This window comes from Arthrobacter sp. EpRS71, from assembly GCF_001512285.1.
Lineage (GTDB): Bacteria > Actinomycetota > Actinomycetes > Actinomycetales > Micrococcaceae > Arthrobacter.
On the sequence record NZ_LNUV01000006.1, the window covers coordinates 358309 to 380771 of the forward strand.

24 protein-coding genes and 1 tRNA gene are annotated in these 22463 nt (G+C 63.2%); 16 read left to right on the forward strand and 9 right to left on the reverse strand.

All coding sequences use genetic code 11. From position 1 onward, the window contains the following. Nucleotides 1–47 precede the first annotated feature (47 nt). From AR689_RS11865 to AR689_RS11900, 8 genes are all read left to right on the forward strand, one after another. A complete protein-coding gene (locus AR689_RS11865) occupies nucleotides 48–1031 on the forward strand; it encodes an NAD(P)H-quinone oxidoreductase (RefSeq protein WP_062070399.1) in 984 nt (327 codons plus the stop codon). 48 nt (nucleotides 1032–1079) lie between these two features. Continuing rightward, the gene (locus tag AR689_RS11870) at nucleotides 1080–1649 is read left to right on the forward strand and encodes a PadR family transcriptional regulator (RefSeq protein ID WP_062070401.1); all 570 of its coding nucleotides are present in this window, start codon (nucleotides 1080–1082) and stop codon (nucleotides 1647–1649) included. Nucleotides 1650–1807: 158 nt separating this feature from the next. After that, nucleotides 1808–4078, forward strand: a complete 2271-nt coding sequence (locus AR689_RS11875; protein WP_062070403.1) for a carbon starvation CstA family protein — start codon at nucleotides 1808–1810, stop codon at nucleotides 4076–4078. A gap of 31 nt (nucleotides 4079–4109) precedes the next feature. Further along, complete coding sequence (locus tag AR689_RS11880) at nucleotides 4110–4301, forward strand: YbdD/YjiX family protein (protein WP_062070405.1); 192 nt, start codon at nucleotides 4110–4112, stop codon at nucleotides 4299–4301. Nucleotides 4302–4393: 92 nt separating this feature from the next. Then, nucleotides 4394–5044 (forward strand): bacterial proteasome activator family protein, encoded by a 651-nt coding sequence (locus AR689_RS11885; RefSeq protein ID WP_062070407.1) that lies wholly within the window; start codon nucleotides 4394–4396, stop codon nucleotides 5042–5044. Nucleotides 5045–5052: 8 nt separating this feature from the next. Next, the gene (locus AR689_RS11890; protein ID WP_062070409.1) at nucleotides 5053–5493 is read left to right on the forward strand and encodes a hypothetical protein; all 441 of its coding nucleotides are present in this window, start codon (nucleotides 5053–5055) and stop codon (nucleotides 5491–5493) included. Between the two features lie 137 nt (nucleotides 5494–5630). Beyond that, the gene (locus AR689_RS11895) at nucleotides 5631–6470 is read left to right on the forward strand and encodes an aldo/keto reductase (RefSeq protein ID WP_024819637.1); all 840 of its coding nucleotides are present in this window, start codon (nucleotides 5631–5633) and stop codon (nucleotides 6468–6470) included. Between the two features lie 172 nt (nucleotides 6471–6642). Further along, nucleotides 6643–7599 (forward strand): Lrp/AsnC family transcriptional regulator, encoded by a 957-nt coding sequence (locus AR689_RS11900; RefSeq protein WP_062070411.1) that lies wholly within the window; start codon nucleotides 6643–6645, stop codon nucleotides 7597–7599. On the opposite strand, the gene AR689_RS11905 is transcribed toward AR689_RS11900, so the two are convergent. Beyond that, nucleotides 7580–9028: an amidase gene (locus tag AR689_RS11905; protein WP_062070413.1), complete on the reverse strand. Its 1449-nt coding sequence runs from the start codon at nucleotides 9026–9028 to the stop codon at nucleotides 7580–7582. The genes AR689_RS11900 and AR689_RS11905 overlap by 20 nt on opposite strands. 124 nt (nucleotides 9029–9152) lie before the next feature. Further along, on the reverse strand, nucleotides 9153–9302 hold the full coding sequence (locus AR689_RS23075) for a hypothetical protein (protein ID WP_156424590.1): 150 nt from the start codon (nucleotides 9300–9302) through the stop codon (nucleotides 9153–9155). Here AR689_RS23075 and AR689_RS11910 point away from each other — a divergent pair. The 4 genes from AR689_RS11910 (at nucleotide 9301) to AR689_RS11925 (ending at nucleotide 13407) form a co-directional block, all read left to right on the forward strand. Next, nucleotides 9301–10062 (forward strand): DUF5058 family protein, encoded by a 762-nt coding sequence (locus AR689_RS11910; protein WP_062070415.1) that lies wholly within the window; start codon nucleotides 9301–9303, stop codon nucleotides 10060–10062. The genes AR689_RS23075 and AR689_RS11910 overlap by 2 nt on opposite strands. Nucleotides 10063–10155: 93 nt before the next feature. Beyond that, on the forward strand, nucleotides 10156–10890 hold the full coding sequence (locus tag AR689_RS11915; protein WP_062070417.1) for a hypothetical protein: 735 nt from the start codon (nucleotides 10156–10158) through the stop codon (nucleotides 10888–10890). 50 nt (nucleotides 10891–10940) lie between these two features. Further along, a complete protein-coding gene (locus AR689_RS11920; RefSeq protein ID WP_062070419.1) occupies nucleotides 10941–12170 on the forward strand; it encodes an amidohydrolase in 1230 nt (409 codons plus the stop codon). A gap of 28 nt (nucleotides 12171–12198) precedes the next feature. Further along, the gene (locus AR689_RS11925; protein WP_062070421.1) at nucleotides 12199–13407 is read left to right on the forward strand and encodes a DUF6226 family protein; all 1209 of its coding nucleotides are present in this window, start codon (nucleotides 12199–12201) and stop codon (nucleotides 13405–13407) included. 53 nt (nucleotides 13408–13460) lie between these two features. Here the strand turns inward: AR689_RS11925 and AR689_RS11930 are convergent, their stop codons facing one another. Continuing rightward, nucleotides 13461–13721, reverse strand: coding sequence for a helix-turn-helix transcriptional regulator (locus AR689_RS11930; protein ID WP_062070423.1), 261 nt, complete (start codon nucleotides 13719–13721; stop codon nucleotides 13461–13463). Between the two features lie 169 nt (nucleotides 13722–13890). Continuing rightward, nucleotides 13891–13963 (reverse strand) — tRNA-Thr (locus AR689_RS11935). A gap of 216 nt (nucleotides 13964–14179) precedes the next feature. Between AR689_RS11935 and AR689_RS11940 the strand changes: the two genes are divergently transcribed. After that, nucleotides 14180–14908 (forward strand): HAD family hydrolase, encoded by a 729-nt coding sequence (locus tag AR689_RS11940; protein WP_062070425.1) that lies wholly within the window; start codon nucleotides 14180–14182, stop codon nucleotides 14906–14908. On the opposite strand, the gene AR689_RS11945 is transcribed toward AR689_RS11940, so the two are convergent. Genes AR689_RS11945 through tmk form a run of 3 tightly spaced genes read right to left on the reverse strand, consistent with a single transcriptional unit; the run spans nucleotide 14905 to nucleotide 18397 of the window. Further along, nucleotides 14905–16542 (reverse strand): alpha/beta hydrolase, encoded by a 1638-nt coding sequence (locus AR689_RS11945; protein ID WP_062070426.1) that lies wholly within the window; start codon nucleotides 16540–16542, stop codon nucleotides 14905–14907. The genes AR689_RS11940 and AR689_RS11945 overlap by 4 nt on opposite strands. A gap of 8 nt (nucleotides 16543–16550) precedes the next feature. Further along, nucleotides 16551–17702: a DNA polymerase III subunit delta' gene (locus tag AR689_RS11950; protein ID WP_062070428.1), complete on the reverse strand. Its 1152-nt coding sequence runs from the start codon at nucleotides 17700–17702 to the stop codon at nucleotides 16551–16553. Continuing rightward, nucleotides 17699–18397: a dTMP kinase gene (gene tmk, locus AR689_RS11955; RefSeq protein WP_062070430.1), complete on the reverse strand. Its 699-nt coding sequence runs from the start codon at nucleotides 18395–18397 to the stop codon at nucleotides 17699–17701. Before tmk ends, AR689_RS11950 begins: the two co-directional genes overlap by 4 nt. Nucleotides 18398–18470: 73 nt before the next feature. On the opposite strand from tmk, the gene AR689_RS11960 reads away from it, so the two are divergent. Both AR689_RS11960 and AR689_RS11965 read left to right on the forward strand, forming a co-directional pair. Continuing rightward, nucleotides 18471–19655 (forward strand): trans-sulfuration enzyme family protein, encoded by a 1185-nt coding sequence (locus AR689_RS11960; protein ID WP_062070432.1) that lies wholly within the window; start codon nucleotides 18471–18473, stop codon nucleotides 19653–19655. 10 nt (nucleotides 19656–19665) lie between these two features. Continuing rightward, nucleotides 19666–20007 carry a DUF2516 family protein gene (locus AR689_RS11965; protein ID WP_062070433.1) on the forward strand — a complete coding sequence of 114 codons (342 nt, stop codon included), beginning with the start codon at nucleotides 19666–19668 and terminating at the stop codon, nucleotides 20005–20007. Nucleotides 20008–20030: 23 nt separating this feature from the next. On the opposite strand, the gene AR689_RS11970 is transcribed toward AR689_RS11965, so the two are convergent. Further along, nucleotides 20031–20852, reverse strand: a complete 822-nt coding sequence (locus AR689_RS11970) for a class I SAM-dependent methyltransferase (protein WP_197412865.1) — start codon at nucleotides 20850–20852, stop codon at nucleotides 20031–20033. Nucleotides 20853–20984: 132 nt separating this feature from the next. Between AR689_RS11970 and AR689_RS11975 the strand changes: the two genes are divergently transcribed. Then, nucleotides 20985–21731, forward strand: coding sequence for a phosphoglyceromutase (locus tag AR689_RS11975; RefSeq protein ID WP_062070435.1), 747 nt, complete (start codon nucleotides 20985–20987; stop codon nucleotides 21729–21731). A 73-nt stretch (nucleotides 21732–21804) separates the two neighbouring features. On the opposite strand, the gene phoU is transcribed toward AR689_RS11975, so the two are convergent. Continuing rightward, nucleotides 21805–22458 carry a phosphate signaling complex protein PhoU gene (gene phoU / locus AR689_RS11980; protein ID WP_062070437.1) on the reverse strand — a complete coding sequence of 218 codons (654 nt, stop codon included), beginning with the start codon at nucleotides 22456–22458 and terminating at the stop codon, nucleotides 21805–21807. Nucleotides 22459–22463: the final 5 nt, after the last annotated feature.

The following is a 22463-nucleotide window of genomic DNA, read 5'->3' on the forward strand; positions in this document are numbered from 1 at the left end:
CCCCTGCCCCGGGGTCCGGAAGACAAGCAAGAAACCGGGAGTTCGTCATGAAAGCCGTCTACATCTCAGAGCCGGGCGGGCCCGAAGTCCTCGAAATCCGCGAGGTCCCTGCTCCGGTGCCCGGCGAGGGCGAGGTCCTGATCGACGTCGTGGCCGCGGGGTTGAACCGTGCGGACGTCCAGCAGCGAAGAGGGTTCTACCCGCCGCCCCCGGGCGCATCGGAAGTACCAGGCCTGGAGGTTTCCGGCCGCATCGCCGCGTTCGGTCCCGGCGTCACCAAAGCATTCTCCGTGGGAGACAAGGTGGTGGCATTGTTGTCCGGCGGTGGCTACGCCCAGCAGGTGGCAGTCCCGGCGGAGCAAGTACTGAGGATTCCCGACGGCGTGGACCTCATCACAGCGGCAGCCCTGCCGGAAGTCGCTGCCACCGTGTACTCGAACCTGATCATGACCGCACAGCTGCAACCCGGCGAGACAGTGCTCATCCATGGTGCAACCGGCGGCATCGGCACCATGGCCATCCAAATGGCCAAAGCCTATGGTGCAAAGGTGGCAACCACGGCCGGAACTGACGAAAAAGTCGGCACGGCCAAGGCCTTCCTCGGCGCCGACATCGCCATCAATTACACCGAAGAAGACTTCGCTGAAAGCCTCAAGGCACGCAACGGAGGCAAAGGCGCGGACGTGATCCTCGATGTCGTGGGTGCCAAGTACCTGCAACAGAACATCGATGCCCTCGCCGACTACGGGCGACTCATCGTCATCGGCCTGCAGGGTGGCACCAAGGCGGAGATCAACCTGGGGCAGCTCCTCAGCAAACGCGCCGCCGTCATCGGCACGGCCTTGCGGCCGCGCCCCGTGTCCGAGAAGGGCATCATCATGTCCGCAGTGCGCGAGTCAGTGTGGCCGATGATCTCTGACGGAAGGATCAGGCCGTTGGTGGCCAAATCGTTCCCCTTGGAGCAAGTTCGCGAAGCACACCAGTACTTCGACTCCGGCGAACACGTGGGCAAGGTATTGCTGCTCCTCTGATCGGCCCGTTCACCTGCGTCCATCCGTCCCACTGCAGCGAGGAGCCACATGTCCATCCGGCACAGCCTGCTGGCCCTGCTCCAGGACCAGCCGCGCTACGGCTACGAGCTGCGTGTCGAATTCGAGGACCGTACAGGGGCTGCCTGGCCGTTGAACATCGGGCAGGTCTACACCACCCTGGACAGGCTTGAGCGCGACGGTCTGGTCAGCAAAGACGGCGACGACGGCGGTGGGCACGTCATCTACAGCATCACTGGCGCAGGGGCTGAGGAAGTCGCGGCCTGGTTCGCCGGTGCAGTGGACCGGGGCAATCCTCCACGGAACGAAATCGCCATCAAGTTGGCGCTCGCAGTGACGCTTCCCGGCGTGGACACCTCCGCAGTGATCCAGTCCCAGCGCGAGGTCTCGGTCAAGGCCCTGCAGGAGCACACACAGGCCAGGAAAGCGGTCTCGGCGAGCCAACGGTCCTCCGATACTGCCTGGCTCCTGGTGCTCGATTCCTTGATTTTCCAGGCTGAAGCTGAAGTCCGCTGGTTGGATCTCTGTGAGGCCCGCATGGTCCAAGGCCAGGTAAACGGGGGATCGAGCCAGCAGGCTCCGCCTCGGCGGGAGGGCTGACGTCCGGCGCAGGGTAATGACCGTTCACCGCGTACCTGCAGACGTTTGCCGTGTGCCGCCCTATCCTGTCCGTGTCGGTTGTTAAGGTGAGGAGAAGTACCCGACGCAGCGGCCCCCACCGCAACATTCGTCACCGCAGCAGTTCTCAAGGAGGAGATATGGGCAAGATTTCTGACCAATCCAAGCTTGCGGAAGGATTGGATCCCACGCTGCCTCCTCCGGCTGTGGAGGACTCCGTGCGTGAAGCGGAGGAACGCAAGTGGACCCCGTTCAAGATTGGTCTCTGGATTGCTATCTCGCTGTTGGGAGCGGTGGCGTGGTTCATGCTCGCACTGGTGCGCGGCGAAACCGTCAATGCCATCTGGTTCGTTTTCGCGGCCGTTTGCACCTACTTGATCGGCTACCGTTTCTACTCCAAGGTCATTGAGCGTTACTTGCTCAAGCCGGATGACCGCCGCGCTACTCCTGCTGAGTACAAAGCGGATGGCAAGGACTACGTCCGTACTGACAGGAACGTGTTGTTCGGGCACCACTTTGCCGCCATTGCCGGTGCCGGGCCGCTGGTGGGACCCGTCATCGCGGCTCAGATGGGCTATCTTCCCGGCACTATCTGGATCATCATCGGCGTCGTTCTTGCCGGCGCGGTGCAGGATTACCTGGTCATGTTCTTCTCCATGCGCCGCGGTGGCCGTTCACTCGGCCAGATGGCCCGGGAGGAACTCGGCGTCATTGGCGGTACGGCAGCGTTGGTAGCCACGCTGCTCATCATGATCATCATTGTGGCCATCCTTGCTCTGGTAGTGGTCAATGCCCTGGGTGAAAGCCCGTGGGGTGTGTTCTCGGTGGGCATGACCATCCCCATTGCGTTGTTCATGGGTGTCTACCTGCGATTCATCCGGCCGGGCAAGGTGATGGAGGTGTCCATCATCGGCTTCGTGCTCCTGATGGCAGCCATCATTGGTGGCGGCGCCGTCGCAGGAACGGAGTGGGGTGCGGCCTTCTTCCACCTGGACAAGGTCACCATTGCCTGGGGCATCATCATCTACGGCTTCATCGCCGCCATCTTGCCCGTCTGGTTGCTTTTGGCTCCCCGTGACTACCTCTCCACGTTCATGAAGATCGGCGTGATCGTGATGCTTGCGCTCGCCATCATCGTGGTGCGCCCGGAGATCACTGTCCCGGCGTTCAGCGAATTCGCCGGCAGGGAAAACGGCCCCGTGTTCTCCGGTGCCCTGTTCCCCTTCCTGTTCGTCACTATTGCCTGTGGTGCCCTCTCCGGATTCCACGCACTTATTTCCTCAGGCACCACGCCCAAGCTGATCGAGAAGGAGCGGCAAACCCGCTTCATCGGCTACGGCGGCATGTTGATGGAATCCTTCGTGGCGATCATGGCCTTGGTAGCCGCGATCTCGATCGACCGTGGAATCTACTTCGCCATGAACGCGCCTCTGGCCCTGACCGGCGGCACTGTGGAGTCTGCAGCGCAGTGGGTGAACAGCCTGGGCTTGGCCAACGTGAACATCACCCCTGACGTGCTGGCGCAAACCGCGAAGGACGTGGGCGAGGAAAGCATCATTTCCCGTTCGGGCGGCGCCCCTACACTGGCTGTCGGTTTGGCGCACATCATGCAGCAGTTCATTGGCGGACCGGGAATGATGGCTTTCTGGTACCACTTCGCCATCATGTTCGAGGCACTCTTCATCCTTACCGCCGTAGACGCCGGAACCCGTGTGGCCCGGTTCATGCTCCAGGACTCCATCGGCAACTTCATTCCCAAGTTCAAGGAAGCCTCATGGCGTCCAGGGGCCTGGCTGTGCACAGCCATCATGGTGGCAGCGTGGGGTGCAGTGCTGATCATGGGTGTCACGGATCCACTGGGCGGCATCAACACGCTGTTCCCGCTGTTCGGCATCGCCAACCAGTTGCTGGCAGCCATTGCGCTGGCTGTGTGCCTGGCCATCACGGCCAAACGTGGAGTGTTCAAATGGTTGTGGATCGTGGCAGTTCCGTTGGCGTTCGCGGCCGTAGTGACCATCACCGCCAGCTTCCACAAGATCTTCTCGCCGGTTCCGGCAGTGGGTTACTTCGCCAATAACCAGGCGTTCTCCAAGGCTCTGGCTGATGGGAAGACGGAGTTTGGCACTGCCAAGACCGTCGCCGCCATGGAAGCCGTGGTCCGCAACACCATGATCCAGGGCGTGCTCTCCGTGATCTTCGTGACGCTCAGCATCATCGTGATCGTTGCCGCACTCCTGGCAACCATCAAAGCAATCCGCGCAGGCGGCGGCCAGGATCATGAAGACCCACCCGTTCCTTCCAAGGTGTACGCACCGGCAGGGCTGTTCCCCACCACTGCGGAGAAGAAGTTGCTCGCAGAATGGAACGCCCTCCCTGCGGAGAAACGGACTCAGAAGGCCAGTCACCACTAATGAACGGCACCACTCATGAAAGACCTTGCTGATGAATACCGTGGTTAGGGGCCTTCGGGGCTTTGCCGCCTACATGGGTTCGCTCATGGGTGCTGATGCTTACCGGAAGTACCTGGAGCACTTCGAAACTACCGGCCACTCCGGTCCTGCCATGACCGAACGCGAGTTCTGGCGGGACCGGATGGATCGGCAGGACAGCAACCCCCAGGGCAGGTGCTGCTGAGGTCAGCATCCGGGACGAAGTTTCGCTACGAACGAAGTCCAAAATCAGGGCTGGGACAGGGGTTGGCGTGAAGCTCGTGAGAGTATGAACGGATGAGCGATCTGAACAAGATTCAGCCCAAGGATGAGGCTTCGGACGACACCCCCGTGGAGGGAACCACGCTGGACGAGGGCCTTGAGACGCCCGGGGGACAGCACCCGTCGGCGGATGAGGTGGCGAAGGACGCCAAACCCAAAGGCAACCTTCACGAACTTGTTGATGAGCCGGCCAAGGTGATGAGGATCGGCACCATGATCCGCCAGCTCCTGGAGGAAGTTAAAGCCGCGCCGTTGGACGACGCCGCCCGCGGTCGCCTTGCCGAGATTCACGAGCGGTCCATCAAGGAACTCGAGGATGGGCTGGCTCCGGAACTCATCGAGGAACTGGAACGCATCAGCTTGCCTTTCCCTGACGAGAAAGCGCCCTCCGATGCGGAGCTTCGCATTGCGCAGGCGCAACTGGTTGGTTGGCTGGAGGGCTTGTTTCATGGCATCCAGGCTGCCATTGCCGCGCAGCAGGCTGCCAAAGAACATGCGGCCGCGCAGATGCAGCTCCGTCAGCTCCCGCCGGGGACTGTCATTGCGCCGGGCATCGTGATTGGCGAGAACGGTCAACCGCAGAGGGCGGCAGCACCCGGTGCACCTGGTGCTCCCAACCAGGGCCGCAGGGAAGATCCCGATCACGGCCCGGGTCAGTACCTCTGAGTTCGCAGGTGGGTTTCTTTGGGGCCGTCCGGCAGGGGCGGAAGGACGATCTGGAGCTGGGCAAGGGGCTGTGGCGCCGCGCCCATGACCGTTTTCACCGGGGACTGGACCGGTACCACCAAGTCCTTGAGGGCGTTGATGATGAGCAGCTCTACAACGAGCTGGTGCAGATAGCCAACGAGTTGGCCGAATTATCCTCACGTGTGAGGACCATCTGCGTTGAGGCGCAGAAAAGGTCTCCGAGTGACGGACTGGATGTCCCGGGTGCACTTGCCGGTGTGCACCGCGCCCTGTCCAAAGCGGGCAATTCCTTGGCGACCACTGCTGAGGCTGCGGCCATGTTGAGGTTGGCGGTAGGGCCCGTTCCTGTTGGCGCATTATCGGTGAGGCGCAGGGCGGAGTCGGTCTTCGAGCAGGTTGCCGACGCGGAGCGCCAACTGGGCGCCTGAGGCTCACTTCACTTAATGGCAAGCGCATGCAACTACCCGCGCGCGCCCTTATTCCCTGTATGCAAAAAGTTACGCGCATAGCTGATCTGCGTAATATTCCGCGCTTTTGGTGGCGCGGGGCTGGCAGGATGGCAGACATGACTTCGTCACCAACACTTACTTTCAACGACGGCAACACCATCCCCCAGCTCGGCTACGGGGTGTGGCAAGTTGAAGACGATGTAGCCGAAAAGGTGGTGCGCCAGGCGTTCGAAGCCGGGTTCCGCCACATAGATACTGCCAAGATCTATGGCAACGAGGCAGGCGTCGGCCGTGCCATTGCCTCCTCCGGCCTGTCCGCCGAGGAAATCTTCATCACCACCAAGCTGTGGAACGCTGACCAGGGCTACGAGTCCACGCTGGCTGCTTTTGAGGAGTCCATGGACCGTCTCGGCCTCGAGACCTTGGACCTTTACCTCATTCACTGGCAGCAGCCCAAGCAGGAAAAGTACGTGGATACCTGGAAGGCACTGATCGAGCTCAAGAAGCGCGGCCGGGTCAAGTCCATCGGTGTTTCCAACTTCACCAAGGAAGGCCTGCAGCACATCATCAATGAGACCGGCGTTGTTCCGGCCATCAACCAGGTGGAACTGCACCCGTTCTTCAACCAGGCTGACCTTCGCGAATTCAATGCTTCCAAGGGAATCCTGACCCAGGCCTGGTCCCCGCTGGGCCAGGGCGGCGAACTCCTCGAGAGCGCGACCGTGGCTGAGATTGCTGCCAAGCATGACGCCACCCCGGCTCAGGTGGTCATCGCCTGGCACCTGGCCATCGGCAACGTGGTGATCCCCAAGTCCGTTACGGAGTCCCGCATTCAGGAGAACTTCGCTGCCCTGAACGTCACGCTGGACGCTACCGACGTCGAGGCCATCAACGGCCTGGACCGCGGTGCTGAAGGCCGCATCGGCCCGGACCCGGCAGTCTCCGACTTCGCCTAAACCCAAGCCTTTACCGGGTTGACCTCGGTGCCCCGTATCCTTCATGGGTGCGGGGCGCCTGCCGTTAACGCCCGGCACCTGCAGTTAACGCCCGACGTCGCTTCCCGCCTTCGCGACGCGTCGCCGTCGAAGTCCGTGATGAAATTGAGCGACGCAAACGGACGGGGTTGGCATGGTGGTGTTTGACGCATTGGAACGGCAGATTGTTGCTGCCCTGCAACTGGATCCGCGCTGCCCGTGGCGGAAGATGGCGGCCGTTTTGGGCGAAGCCGAACGAACTGTTGCCCGCAGGGGATCGCAGTTGTTGGAATCCGGTGCGGTGGCCGTGGTGGGGATCCGTCCCAGGCCGTCGGTGGTGCTGGTTGAAATGCGGTGCATGCCCGGGACGGTACGTGCCGCAGTCCACGCACTCGCGCAACGCTCGGACACCACCTTCGTCTACACCACCACAGGCACCGGGGACTGTGTGGCCGAAATACTCACGGAACCGGCGCGCATGGCAGAAGTCCTCTCTGATGAGCTGCCGGCCACCCTTGGTTTGCGCGATTCCACCAGTTATCCCGTGCTGCGGTACTTCCGAACCATCCGCGGTTGGCGGCCGGAGATTCTCACTGCAGACAAAGCCGAGGCACTCCGCTCAAACGTCGCCCAGGACTCGGGCGCCCTGGTGCCCCGGCAGGATTTGAGTCGTCAGGACAACGAACTTGTGGACGCACTGTGTGCCGATGGCCGGATGAGTTTTGAGGCTTTGGGCCGCAGGGTTGGCGTTTCGGAGGCAACTGCCCGCCGCCGTAGCGAATGGTTGCTGACCAATAACCAGGTCCACTTGAGGGCCATCGTGGAGCCCGCATCCTTTGGCCTTGGCGTTGAAGCGCTGCTCTGGATCCGTGCCTCGCCGCAACACGTCGAGCAGGTGGGGAAGAGCTTGGCTGAGCTTCCCACCGTCCGATATGCCGCGGCGATCGCCGGCAATTATCAGATCATGGCGGACGTGACCGTGGAGGACATGGCTGCCCTCTATCGTTTCATCACCACCTCCGCATGGGCACAAAACGCCTCCGGCGTGGACGTTTCCATCCTTCTTGATGCGCGGAAGCGTGGCGGCAGGGTTATGCGGTCACCGTCGTAAGGGGTGCCTGGGCTGCTCTGATAGCTGGCGCGACGGCGGCGTACCCCGTCCGCTGTTCGAAGGCGTGGCCGTAGCGGAGCAGCTGCATGTCTGTGTAATGGTTGCCGGCGAGCTGCAGGCCGATAGGTAGTCCGGCAGAGCTGAATCCCGCGGGAATACTGAGCACCGGCAGGCCGGTCGCGGACAGGAGGCAGGCTGAACGCATCCAGTCCAAGTACGTTTCTGACGCCGTGCCGGCAATGTCCGCGGGGTAGCGCAGCTTAGCGTCAAAGGGGAGAACCTGGGCGCAGGGGCTGGCGAAGAGTTGGTACCGCCCAAAGAAATCCTGAACACTCAATTCCAACCGGGTCCGGGCTGCCGCGGTCTCTATGACATCCCGCGCCGTCAGGGCGAACCCCTTCTCCACGTTCCAGTGGACTTCCGGCTTGATGACCTCACCGGCACGCTCCAGGATCGGTCCCAGCCCCGCGGCGAAGTCCATGGCACGGGTGTTGCCGAACACCAGGTCTGCTTCGCTGAAATCCGGGGTGGCCTCCTCAACTATCGCTCCGAGATCTTCGAAGATGGCCAGTTGCCGCTCAAGATGATCCACGATCTCAGGCTCCACCGGCACCCCTATGCCGAAGTCGCGCGACCACCCGATCCGCACGCCGCGCATGTCGGTCTCCAGGTTGGATCGAAACACTTCAGGGTCCAGCCCGGAAGGATGGGGAACGCGGGGATCGCTGCCGGCGGTCACGGACATGAACAAGGCGATGTCTTCCACGGTCCGGGCCATGGGGCCGGTTCTCCCCAGCCACGCGTGGGCGTTGACGGCGGACGGCATGGGGATGACCGCCGTCGACGGCCTGAAGCCCACCACATTGCAGAAGGAAGCCGGGATCCGGAGCGATCCGCCCATGTCGCTGCCGTCGCCGATGCTTTGGACGCGGGAGGCGACGACGGCGGCCACTCCGCCGCTGCTGCCGCCTGCGCTCAGGGTGGGGGCATAGGGGTTGGTGGTGGTTCCGAAGAGCTCGTTGAAGGTGTGCGATCCCGCGCCGAACTCGGGGACGTTCGACTTTCCGGTGGTGACCACACCGGCCGCTTTCAACCGCGCAATGATGAGGTCGTCGGCGTCGGGAACAAAGTCACGCAAGGCGAGGGATCCTTGGGTGGTGCGCATCCCGGCGGTGTTGTTGGTGTCCTTGTGCGTCATGGGAACGCCGTGGAGCGGTGGCAGGTCTGCTCCGGACGCCGTGAGCTGGTCGGCCCGGTGCGCCAAGGCGTGGGCGCCTTCCGCGTCGAGGGTCACCACAGCGTTGACCACGGGGTTGATCTCGGAGATGCGCTCCAGGTGTTCGGTCAACGCTTCGCGAGCGGAAACTTTCTTGTGGCGAATGGCTGCGGAAAGTTCGACGGCGGACAACTCGCCAAGGGTGTCAGACATGGTGCTCCTTTGCTGGATTGCTTCTGCCTGAAGTGTGCCGGGTCACATTGATGGGGGGGAAGTCCTGAATCAGCCAATGGCAAGCTTTGAACGATTCGGCCACAACTGAGGCTGATTTCGTCAGCTATTGTGTGTGATCCGGCTCATAGCAGAGGGTGTTGGTAACCCACTGGCCGATCTGGTCGTTGGGTAAGGATTTGCCCCACAGCGCCACATACCGCACAGCGTCGTCCGGATGCGGACTTGCCAAGGGGCCAACACCGGAGGTTCCCATGCACCAACCCCTGGCTCTTCAACCGCTCGCACCCAACGACTCAACCGACATCATGGCCATCGCCAACAATCCCGTCCTGTGGATCTGCGTGGCGGGCGTCTTCGGCGTGATCATCATTCAGTCCCTCATCTTCATGAAAGCCGCACGGCGGGCCGCTCCCTCCGTGGACATGAGTGCACGGGACATCAGGACCTCGTTCCGCTCCGGCGCTGTCTCGGCCATCGGTCCCTCCCTGGCAGTATCGCTGGTGGCCATCGCGCTGCTGGGTCTCTTCGGGGCACCGGCTGTGTTGTCCAGGATCGGCCTGATCGGTTCAGCTGCCTACGATGTTTCGGCCGCTGGCATCGCAGCAGGTTCCATGGGGGCCAAGCTCGGCGATGCCAGCTACACACAAAGTGTTTTCGCGGTGGCGTTCTTCGCCATGAGCATCGGCGGAGCGATGTGGATGCTTGCCACCCTGATCCTGACCCCACTGCTGCGCAAGGGCGACGCCAAGATCCGCTCGGTGAACCCGGCAGCCATGGCGATCGTCCCTGCTGCGGCATTGATCGGTGCCTTGTCCTGCCTGGGGCTCACCGAGCTGCCCAAATCGGCAATCCACGTGCTGTCCTTCGTGGTCTCCGCAGCGGTCATGGGCACGTGCCTGTTGCTGGCCAAGAAACTTGGCAAGAGCTGGTTGCGTGAATGGGGGCTTGGAATCTCGATCGTCATTGGCTTGGGCGCCGCACTGCTTGCTGTTGGTCCGGCCGCCGGCGCCTAAACGCGCTGCCGCAAGCTGACCCCTCGCCCGCAAGCTTCCGACGTCGTCATTTCCTGAACCCGACTCTCCTTGAGCCCGAAAGGAACACCCCTCATGTCTTCCATCACTTCTGCTCCAACCGCAAACAACACCGCCATGGCGGACTTCAGCCGCACCACGTCCCGATGGGGCCAGATCACCATGATCGCCGGCCTCCTGATTTCCGTGGCCGGTCCGCTCTACCTCGTTTTCGGTACGGGACTGGATATTGCGCCCGCCCAGCTGTGGATCGCCTTCGCGGCAGTGGCCGCAACGTTCGGCATCATCTGGATCGTGGAGCCCCTCACGTACTATCCCATCCTGGGCCCGGCCGCGATGTACCAGGCGTTCATGATCGGCAACATCTCCAACAAGCTCCTGCCGGCGGCGCTGATCGCCCAAACCAATATCGGTGCAAAGCCGGGCAGCAAGAGGGCGGAACTTGCCGCCGTCGTCGCTATTTGCGGCGCAGCGGTAGTCCACCTGGTCTCCTTGGCCATCTTCGTCGGTCTCCTGGGCAGCTGGCTGATCAGCGTCATCCCGCCCTCTGTCCTGCTCGTCACCCGGCTCTACGTGCTGCCCACCGTCCTGGGAGCCGTTCTGGTACAGGCCATCGTGTCCATGAAGCAGCCCCGCACCACCGTGTTCGCCCTGCTGGTCTCGGCCGTCGTCGTGTTCGTTGTGCTGCCGCTGGTACCCTCGCTCGCCATGGTGTCAACGGCCATCGCCGTGCTGGGCACCATCCTGCTGGCGTGGTTCTTCCGCGGAAAGGCCACCATTGCCGAAGCCAAACCGATCCACATCGAGTAGCAACTCCATCCAGACACGCCTCCAGCCCCTCCGCGAGAAAGACAACACCCATGACGTCAACAGTCGCAGCCCTTCAGCTCGATACCCACCAGACCGCCAAGCTCCACGCCCTGTACCGGCACCTTCACGCACATCCGGAACTGTCCATGCAGGAGTTTGCCACGGCCACGCTGATCGAAGAGCACTTGGACGGCCTGGGCATTGAGCATTTCCGCTGCGGTGGCACCGGGGTGGTGGGAATCCTGCGAAACGGTGACGGTCCCGTGGTGGCCTTCCGTGCCGATTCCGATGGCCTGCCCATCGAAGAGGCCACAGGGCTGGACTATGCCAGCACGGACACGGGCACATTGCCCGATGGCACTACGGTCCCGGTGATGCACGGCTGCGGGCACGACACCCACGTGGCCAGCCTGCTGGGTGCCGCCGAGGTGCTTGCCGGCAGCTTGGACGCCTGGTCCGGGACACTGGTGCTGATCTTCCAGCCCGGCGAGGAGACTGCCGCCGGTGCGCTGGCCATGCTCGACGACGGACTGTGGGACAAGGCGCCCCGGCCGGAAGTGGTGTTCGGGCAGCACGTCATGCCCCGCCCGGTGGGTACTGTTGCGATCTCCAGCGGGCCGGTGGCCGCGATGGCGGATTCGCTGAAGGTCACCGTTCATGGCCAGCAGTCGCACGGCTCGCAGCCGCAGGACTCCATCGATCCCATTGTCATGGCCGCGCACATGGTCACCCGGTTGCAGGGCATTGTGTCCCGCGAACTGGATCCGCGGAAGTCCGCCGTCGTCACCGTGGGCACGTTCCATGCGGGCCTCAAAGAGAACATCATCCCTGCCTTGGCCGAGTTCACCCTCAACATCCGAACCTTCGACGAGGACGTCCGAGGCCAGGTTCTGGCCGCCGTCCGCCGCATCATCGAGGCAGAGGCCGCCGCCTCCGGGGCACCGAAGCCGGACATCGAAGAAATGTACCGCTTCCCGCAATGCTTCAACGATCCCGACGCCGTTCCTCCGGTCCTCGAGGCCCTGCGGCTCGCGCTGGGCGCTGAGGCTGTCGACATCACCCCGCCCATGATGGGCAGCGAGGACTTTGGACATCTAGGCACGGCCATCGGAGTTCCGTCCGTGTTCTGGATGTTCGGCGGCACTCCCACGGCCGGGCATGACGGGCCTGGGCCGATCCCCGTCAACCATTCGCCGTTTTTCGCTCCCGAGCTGGAAGGTTCGCTGGCCGGGGGAGTCTCGGCCGCCGTCGCCGTGTTGTTGTCCCGGCTGGGCCACTAACTGCCGGCCCCGCCCTAGGATGGGGCCCATGGGGGAAATTGAAGATCTTTTTGAGGGGCCTGCGTCAGGATTGCCGGCACCGCTTTCGAACCAAGCTGTACTGAGTCGAAAGACTGCCGGGTACCTGCCGGCGGCGGAGGAAGAGGCTCCGGTCAGGCACCTTGCCGGATACGGGCCCTTCGTGGCGTTCTGCGAAGGCATGGGAGTTTCCGCTGGGCAGTTCGCCTCCGACGTGAGCGGGTTGTTGGCGTTCCTGCGCACCACCATCGCCGACATCACGGGCGACCCCCGCCTGAGCGGGGCCGCCACCATTTTCGTAGGAAACGTCATTGCTGCCATGCGCCCGGAAGCGCACTGGACAGTGATGGCGGACGGCTCCCGCGAAGTAGGTGCCCTCGGCATGACGATCACGGTGGACCGCTTGATGGAGGGTCTGCGGGAGGCCGACGACGGGATGGTGGCCGGCCTCCTCACTCACCTTGAGGAGTGGGCAGGTGACGAACCGGACGGTCCCACACTCCCCGCATTGCGGCCGGTTCCCAACGGGCGGGCCACCGAACTCTTTGTGCGACCGGACCTGGCCTCGCCTGTGTATCGGGGCGTTGACGGCAACGCGATCAACTACGGGAACAGATGGGGTTCCGATAGTCCACCCGAGGACTCCTACAGTGTTGAAACCCACAGTGAACGATTCGAAGGGCTCCACGAGGTGGCCCGCGCTTTGATCGAGTACCTGGAGAGCACTTACGACGTCGAAGTCAGCAGGGAACCGGCCCATGCGGCGGATGTGTCCATGAACGCCGATGAGGTGATGGACGTCGCGCGTCTGACACCTCGCGACCCGCTCGCCGCTCCGCTGACTTTCGTGTTGACGAGTTCCCCAGGGGTGGTTGTCCACGCCGGTGTGCTGCACGACTTCCCGTTTCCCATCTGCGGCTGCGACGCTTGTGACGAGACAGCTGAGAGCGAAGCATCCCGCTTGGAGACGTTGGTCCTTGGTGTTGCAGCAGGCGGTTACGGCGAACGCTACCCCGTGGGCCGGAAGAAGTGGGCGGAGTACGCGCTCTTCGCTGCAGACGGATCCGGCAACGAAAGCGGCTCTGGTCCTCGGGGAGCCACAACCGCTCAACTCGCCGCCGCTGAGGAACGGCTCCGAGCCGTCCCGGACGGGTGGAGGCCCTGGCCACTCAAGAGGAACGGGACGTCTACTCGTGTTGTGGGGCCAGGACCCGCCTAGCCGTGCCGCCGTTCAGTAGGTCGGCAGGTACACATCAAGGGTCTTGCGGGGGCTCATGGCCGCACCTGCAGCTTCGAAAAGCGCGGCACCAGGGCAACGTCGCGGCCCACGGCCCTGATGGCTTGCATAGCCACGACCATGGAGACGGCTTCGCCTGCTTCAAGGCGCACGATGGTTCCGCGGGTGACGCCCAGTTTCACAGAAAGATCGTGCTGGGTGAGCCCTGCCTCTTTACGTGCCTCAGCGATGGACCGCCCTAGGGAGGCCGCGTCGACAGCCCGGTAAAACGGTGTCAACTCATCGAAATGTTCCATATATCGATCATACGGCTCAACACTCCAAATGTCCTATATCTTGAACATTTCAAGGACTGGGGCGAATGTTCGGTATTTCCATCATCAGGCATGCGCGGACGGCTCTGTCTTGGACTTCGGCAAGCGAAAAGCCCCGCCGGTTCAACGAGCCGGCGGGGCTTTTTCTCTGAGCTTCCTATCAGAATCGAACTGATGACCTTTTCATTACGAGTGAAACGCTCTACCGACTGAGCTAAGGAAGCACCGCGTTCATCACCGGTTTCCCGGGCGATCACGCAAGACATAACTGTAATAGAGGCACCGTACCCGGGTCAAAACGAGGGCGACGGCGGCCGTTGCGGGGATGTTCACCCACGCGTCGGACCGGGTTCAGGCGGTGGTTTCCCGGTGGCCGGAAGCTGGGGAATCACCTGTAGCGGGGCACACCTGCCACAGCTATGAGCCTAAGGAGCCGCTTTATGACGGGACATGAGACAACCAGGCAAAGCCACGCACCCAACCGGCTGAGACTCGCCGTGGTGGATATGGTGGGCACCACCATTACGGACGACGGCCGGACTGAACGGGCCATGTCCCGGGCGCTTGTTGACCACGGGATTGAACCGGGAAGCACGCGGTTTGAGAGCATGCTCGGCTATGCACGGGACACCATGGGCCTCTCGAAGATGACTGTCTTCAACCACCTCTTCGATGACCCTGCCGTGGCAGAAAGCGCGAACAAAGTCTTCGAGAAGAGCTATGACGAGTTCATTGAAGACGGCGGTGTCCGCCCCATTGCCGGTGCGGAGGATGCCATTCTGTGGATGCGCGAGTCCGGCATGCAGATTTGCCTGGCCACGGGATTCGGCCGCCATACCCAGAACATGGTGCTTGAATCGCTCGGGTGGATGGGACTGGCGGACCTCAGCCTATGTCCCTCCGATGCCGGACGAGGACGGCCTTACCCGGACATGATCCTGACGGCGGTGCTCGCATTGGACCTCGACGACGTACGGGAGGTGGCCGTGGTGGGCGATACCAGCTCGGACATGCTCTCGGGCGTTCGCTCGGGAGCATCCCTCGTGGCGGGCGTCCTCACCGGTTCCCATTCCGAGGCGACGCTACGCGCGGCCGGAGCCACCGTCGTCGTCGATTCCATCAAGCAGCTCCCGCTCCTGGTGGAGAAGCGCGAAGCCCGGCACCTTTAGCACTTGAGGCCGTCCTGCGGCAGCTTGCCATCAACAAAGTAGTCGTCGACGGCGGTGCTGACGCACGTGTTCGCGCGGCCGTAGGCAGTGTGGCCCTCACCTTCCCACGTGACCAACGAAGCATTTTCCAGCTGCTTGCGCAGCGACTGGGACCACTCGAGCGGAGTTGCGGGGTCTCCGGTAGTGCCTACCACCACGATGGGTGCCGATCCGTTGTATTCCACGGGCGCCGGGGTACGGGTGCTGGGGTAGGGCCAGTCCTTGCAGTTGACGCCGCCGTAGGCAAAGAACGCGCCGAACGTGGGGGATTCCTGCATGAGGCGGACTTCCTCGTCCCGCATGGCGGCGGTATCTGTCACCATCGGGTAGTCCAGGCAGTTGATGGCTTGGAACGCGAAGGCGGAGTTGGAGCTGTACGTGCCGTTGGGTTCGCGGTCCGCGCCAAGGTCCGCCAGCCGCATCATCTGGGACGCGTCACCGGCAAAGGCACTGTCCAGCGCCTGAGTCAGGGCCGGCCAACTTTGGTCGTTGTACAAGGGCAGGATGAGGCCGTTGACGAAGTCGTTGGCGGTCACCAGCCGGCCGTCCTTGGCGGTCTGCGGGTTCTGGTCCACAGCCGTGATGAGGTCCCGGATTTCCTGGACACCGTTGTCAACGGAACCGCTCAGGGGGCATTGTTGCTGTCGCTGGCAGCTGGCCACATAGGTGCTCAGGGCTTTTTCGAAGGCACGCGCCTGGCCGGCCGTCAGCTCCTCGTTGGTGATCGCCGGGTCCACCGCACCATCAAGGACCACACGGCCCACGTTGTCCGGGAAGAGTGACGCGTAGGTGGAGCCCAGGAAGGTGCCGTAGGAGAAGCCGAGGTAGTTGAGCTTGGCATCGTTTGACACCGCACGCAGAACATCCAGATCCTTGGCAGCACTCACGGTATCTATGTGTCCCAGAACATCGCCGGTCTGCTGGGCGCACTGTTCAGCGAATGACTTGTTGAAGGCAAACGCAGCGGCCAGACCGTCGTCAGTATTCTTGCGGAACACCTTTTCGCGGGCGGCGTCACGCTCGGCATCGGTCATGCACGTCACCGGCGCGGAGCGGCCCACACCCCGGGGATCAAAACCGACCACATCGTAGTTGGCCCGCAACTTCTCTGTGAAATGAGTGTTGCCGGCGTCTTTGACGAAATCCACGCCCGAGCCGCCGGGTCCGCCGGGATTGACCAGGATGGACCCTTGCTTGTTGCCGGTGCTGGGCAACTTAATGACAGAAAGCGCGATGTCCCCGGAGGCCGGATTGCCGTAATCCTTGGGCACCTGAACCTTGCCGCAGTGGAAGCCATCCTCGCACGAGCTCCACTCCACCGACTGCGAGTAGTACTTCTCCAAGCCCTTGGGAGCTGAGGCTGCGATGGACGGATCCACCGTGCTGGTGGACGGCTGGGCCGTTGGAGCCGGCAAGAACGGAACGGTGCACGCGCTCAATACCAGCATGGACGCAAGCGCAACGCACAGTGCCGCAAACCCGCGGCGGGAGCTACGCCCCGCAGCGCCCCGGCCCACCAAACCACCACCCGCTGTGAACTGGGCAGACCGGTCCCGTGAAGGGGTACCGGCGGACCGGCGGGGTGCGGACTTCATGCATTCTCCTATTGCTGGATGAGGCTCGTGGCCATGGACTCGACCGCCAACAGCGGCGCCACGTTGGTGGTGGTAATTCGGACACGGGCTTTGTTGATGGCGTCCATTCGGGCGAGGGTGGTTTCCGGCGTTGAATGGCCCGCGTATTCTTCCAGTTCGCTCTTGAGTTCAACGTTGACCAGTTCCACAGCGTTCCCCAGCTGGATGATCAGGACGTCCCGGTAGAAGGACAGCAGATCCGTCAGTGTCCGGTCCAAGGAGTCGGTGATGGAGCGCTTGGCGCGCCGTTTCTGGTCGTCCTCAAGCTGCTTGACCTGGCTGCGCATGGAGGGAGGGAGCGTCCCGGATTCGGGAGCGCCCAGGCTCGCCAGCAGTGCGATCTTCTCCGCGGCGTCGCGTTCGTCGTTGGAGCTGTTGGCTTCCTCCGTAGCAATTTTGACCAACCTCTCGGCCATCATCACGGCCGCGGTAACGCCTCGAAGACCAAGCGGTATTCGAACAGTATCCAGCCGTCGCTGCCGCGCATCGGCGTCGCGGGCCAACCGGCGGGCGATCCCTATATGGCTTTGTGCAGCACGCGCCGCACGGTCTGCCAGTTGGCGTTCGACGCCGTCGCGCCTCACCAAAAGCTCAGCGACGTCAGCGGCAGGCGGCAGCCGCAGGCTCACAGGGCGGCATCGGGAACGGATGGTGACCAGGACATCGGCAGGGGAGGGGGCGCACAGCATCCAGATGGTCCTGGGAGTGGGTTCCTCAATAGCCTTCAGCAGAACATTGGTGGTGCGCTCGGCCATGCGGTCCGCATCCTCCACCACAATGATCCGCCACCGACCCGTAGCTGGCCGGTCACCGGCTTTGGAGACGAGCTCACGGGCCTCATCAATGGTGATGGTGACCTTTTCGGTGCGCACGAATGTCACATCCGAGTGGGTCTCACCGAGGATCGTGTGGCATGCCGCGCACTGGCCACAGCCACGCATGGTGACGTCGTCCTGCTCGCAGTTCAAGGCAGCGGCGAAGGCCTTGGCTGCGTTTGACCGGCCCGACCCCGGGGGCCCCGTGAAGAGCCAGGCATGGGTAAGCCCGGTTTCACCCTGCGCCGCCTGCTTGAGCTGGGCAACCACCGGTGCCTGGCCTTGAAGGTCGTCCCAGACGCTCACGGACGATCGCCCGGAACGGTTTCGCTCTGCAATGACTCAGGGGTCAGGGGCGCGCCGTTGGCAACGAGCAGTGACTCCACCCGCTCCAGGATCCGGGACGCCAAAGTTTCGATATCAGCATCGGCTGGCAGCACCAGATAGCTGGAGGGTGCAGCCGCTGCGAGGTCCAGGAAAGCGTGCCGGATGGCGGAATGGAAATCGTCAGGTTCGGACTCCAACCTGTCCTCGGTGGCGTCCCCGGCAGTCCGTCGGCGCCGGCCATCGGAGGGGTCGACGTCGAGCAGTACCGTCAGGTCCGGATGGAGGCCTTCAGTGGCCCACTCGTTGAGCGACAAAACGCCCTCGGCACCGAGTCCGCGCCCGGCACCTTGATAGGCGACGGAGGAATCGATGTAGCGGTCCGTGATGACCACTGTTCCCTCAGCAAGTGCAGGCCGAATCACCTGGCTGGCATGGGCGGCGCGGGCGGCCGCGAACATGAGGGCTTCCGTGCGGGGATCGATGGTGCCGTGTCCGTGGTCAAGGACCAGGGACCGCAATTTCTCACCAATGGGGGTGCCACCTGGTTCGCGGGTGCGCAGCACGGTGAGCCCCCGTGACTCAAGGGCGTCAGAGAGCCGGGAGGCTTGGGTGGATTTGCCCGCCCCGTCCCCGCCTTCGAAGGCGATGAAAAGGCCTGGGCTCTTAATACTCACTGGACTAGCCTACCGATCACCGGCATACGAGACGGCTTTTATCCACAGCATTGCCCGCGACTACGCTGAAACCATGAGCCTTTCCGATCAGCATGCCGCCGATTTGTCTCCGGAAACCGTTGTAGTTGCGGCCGGCCGCCCCGACCGTGCCCACGACGAGCCCGTCAACCCACCTATCGTCCTGTCCTCCACATACTTCGGAACAGGTTCATTGGGCGACGGAGATCGCGGCTACGGGCGCTACGCCAACCCCACCTGGGATCCCTTCGAGGACGCGCTGGCCAAACTCGAAGGCGCCACACTGCCCGGACTGCTCTACGCCTCCGGCCTGGCAGCAGTCAGCTCAGCGTTGTCCCTCGTACCCGCAGGTGGTGTGGTGGTGATGCCCTCGCACAGTTACGCAGGTTCCCTGGTCATGGCCACTGAACTGGCAGAGAAGGGCTTCCTGGAACTTCGAACCGTGGACATCACGGACACGGACGCGGTCAAGGCACTCATCAACCCCGCAACCGGCAAGAAGGCAGACCTGCTCTGGCTGGAAAGCCCCACCAATCCCATGCTCGGCATCGCCGACGTGCGGGCCCTGACTGAAGCCGCGCACTCAGTGGGCGCAATCGTGGTCACGGACAATACTTTCTCCACGCCTTTGGTGCAGCAGCCCCTCAGCCTTGGGTCCGACGTCGTGCTTCACTCGGTAACCAAGTACCTGGCCGGGCATTCGGACGTGGTCCTCGGCGCGCTGGTCACGTCCAATCCAGAGCTGCGCGCCACACTGCTCCATCACCGCATCATCCACGGCGGCATCGCCGGACCGTTCGAGGCCTGGCTGGCTTTGCGCGGCCTCCGCACTTTGGCGCTGCGGATTGAGCGCTCGCAGGCCTCAGCGGCAACCCTCGCCGAGCGCCTCAGCAGCCATCCCCGGGTGGAAACCATCCGTTACCCGGGCCTCCCCAGCGACCCCGGACACGAGCGCGCCAAGGTACAGATGAAGGGCTTCGGGTCCATCCTCTGCATCCAGATCGCCGGAGACGAACAGCGCAGTGGTGCCGACGCCGCCGACGAACTGGTCCGCGCGCTGCAGCTTTGGCTGCCTGCAACATCCCTGGGCGGGGTGGAGTCTCTGATTGAACGCCGACGCCGGCACACGGCCGAGCCGCTGAGCGTCCCGGAAAACCTGGTGCGCTTGAGCGTCGGTATTGAGAACGTGGAAGACCTTTGGTCCGACCTTGAGCAAGCGCTGAAGTCGCTGGACGGCTAGGCTAAAGGGCGTGGACGGAAAAATTTTGATCGGTTACGTTACCACCGGGGTTTATTTGATCCTTGGCGTGGTGGCCCTTGCCTTGGAACTGTGGGCCTTCGCGGACTGTTTGCGCCATAAGCCGACGCTTTTCGAGGCCGCTTCAAAGCGCACCAAGATGTTCTGGTTGGCGCTCACTGGCGTGGCGCTGGCGATCGGCGCGCTGACTGTCATGACGGGCGGAAGCAGCCTTGGATTGTTCGGCATCGCCGCTGTTACCGCAGCCAGCGTCTACCTTGCCGATGTCCGTCCCGCCCTGCGCGAAGCCGGCAGCGGTGGTAACCGCAATGTGGGTCCTTACGGTCCCTGGTAATTGCACTACCGGGCCTCAATGATCTACAGGGGCGCCACGGCGTCCCACCCCACGGTCACTTCACCCAAGCGCCACCGCGCCGGACCATCCTGAAGCGGCCATCCGGCGTCGCGTAGTGATCGGCACATTCCCGTCCAGCGTTGCCGGTTTCCAAACGAGGCCAGCGGCGCCGCCTCCAGCCACGCCTGATCCATGGCCTGCAGGAACGCGTGGATGGGTTCTCCCGGCACGTTCCGGTGGATCAGGGCTTTGGGCAGCCGCTCCGCCACTTCGGATGGCAACTCAAAACTGCCGAACCGCACGGAAAAACTGAGGCTCAACGGGCGCTCGGCATCCAAAGCCACCCACGTGACGCGTCGGCCGATTTCGTCGCACGTGCCATCAATGAACAGCCCGCCGGGCGCCAACCGTGATTGCACCAGCTGCCAGATCCCGCCGACGTCGGCTTCCTCATATTGGCGCAGCACGTTGAAGGCCCGCACCAACACCGGGTTACCGGGGACGGGGACTTCGAAACCGCCCACGTGAAAGCTGAGCCCCGGCCGCTCCAACGCCTTGGCGGTCCGTACGCGCTCCGGCTCGATTTCGATTCCACAGACCCGCACGTCGGGCCGAACGGCCTGCAGCCGATCGAACAGCTCGACGGCGGTGGTCGGCGAGGCGCCGTAGCCCAGGTCCACCACCAGGGGGTCGACGGCGGCGCGCAGCCGCCACGCCTGCGGCCCGGCAAGCCACCGGTCCAGGCGCCGCATGCGGTTGGGGTTGGTGGTGCCGCGGGTGATGTTGCCAACCGGTTTCCCGCCCCTGCTGCGGGGAGAGCTCACCCGTTCCGCTTTTTGCACCACGGCCCCCACTTTATCCTGCAACGCGGGGTCACTTATGGCCCCCTGTGGGGCGTCCAAGGGGCCAGATGTGACCCCGCGTTGCTCTTCGTAACGCCGGGCAGGGCACGCAGCTGCTCAGCTAGGATGAAAACCATGACTTACAAGCTGATTCTGCTGCGCCATGGCCACAGCGAATGGAACGCCAAGAACCTGTTCACCGGTTGGGTGGACGTTGACCTGAACGATCAAGGCCGCCAAGAAGCAGTGCGCGGTGGAGAGCTCCTGGTTGAGAACGACATCCTCCCGGACGTCCTTTACACCTCGCTCCTGAAGCGTGCCATCAACACCGCCAACATGGCCCTGGACAAGGCCGACCGCGGCTGGATCCCGGTTAAGCGCGATTGGCGCCTCAACGAACGCCACTATGGCGCGTTGCAGGGCAAGGACAAGGCCCAGACCCTGGCCGAGTTCGGCGAAGAGCAGTTCATGGAATGGCGCCGCAGCTACGACACCCCGCCGCCGGCGCTGTCCGACGACAGCGAGTTCTCGCAGGCCCACGATGTCCGCTACAAGGACCTTGGCGACGCCCTTCCTCGCACCGAGTGCCTCAAGGACGTCCTGGTCCGCCTGCTCCCTTACTGGGAATCGGACATCAAGGAAGACCTCAAAGCCGGAAAGACTGTGCTGGTCACGGCCCACGGCAACTCCCTGCGTGCGCTCGTGAAGCACCTGGACGGCATTAGCGACGACGCCATTGCCGGCCTGAACATCCCCACGGGCATCCCACTGGTGTACGAACTGGACGAGGACTTCCAGCCGATCAACGCCGGCGGAACCTACCTGGATCCCGACGCCGCAGCCCAGGCCATCCTCGCGGTGGCCAACCAGGGCAAGAAATGACGTTTTAGTCGACGACGGCGGCCGGTCACCTTTCCAGGAAGGTGACCGGCCGCCGTCGTTTAATGCGGTGAAGCTAGAAGCCTTCGGGCTGCCATTCGCCTGTCACCAGGTAGGTGACCTTGCGGGCTACCGAGACGCCGTGATCAGCGAAGCGCTCGAAGTAGCGGCTGGCAAGGGCGACGTCCACGGTGGTGGAGGGGCTTTCGCTCCACTCGGGGGAGGCGATCGCCTTGAAGACGCTGAGGTGGAGGTCGTCCACGGCGATGTTGATCTTGAGGATGTCGCGGGCTACCTCAAGGTCGCGGGTCTCGAGGAGTTCGATGACCTTGGCGGTGATCTCGATGTCGTGCTGGGCCATGGCCTTGAAGGTCTGGGTCAGCGATGCGGGAATAACGGTGGCCGGGTAGCGCAGGCGCGCCAGCTGGGCAACGTGGCGGGCGAGGTCGCCCATGCGTTCCAGCGAAGCACTCATGCGCAGCGAACCCACAATCATGCGGAGATCGCTCGCCACGGGGCCCTGCAGGGCAAGGATGTCGATGGCCCGTTCGTCGAGGCTGTTCTGCAGGAAGTCGATACGGGCGTCTGCCGCGATGACGTCCTGGGCAAGATCCACGTCGGCGCTTTCGAAGGAAGTAGTAGCCTTCGTAATTGCTTCGTGAACCAGCTTGGAGATCTCGATGAGGTCGTCACCTACCTGGGTGAGCTCCTCCTGAAAAACCTTGCGCACTAAGG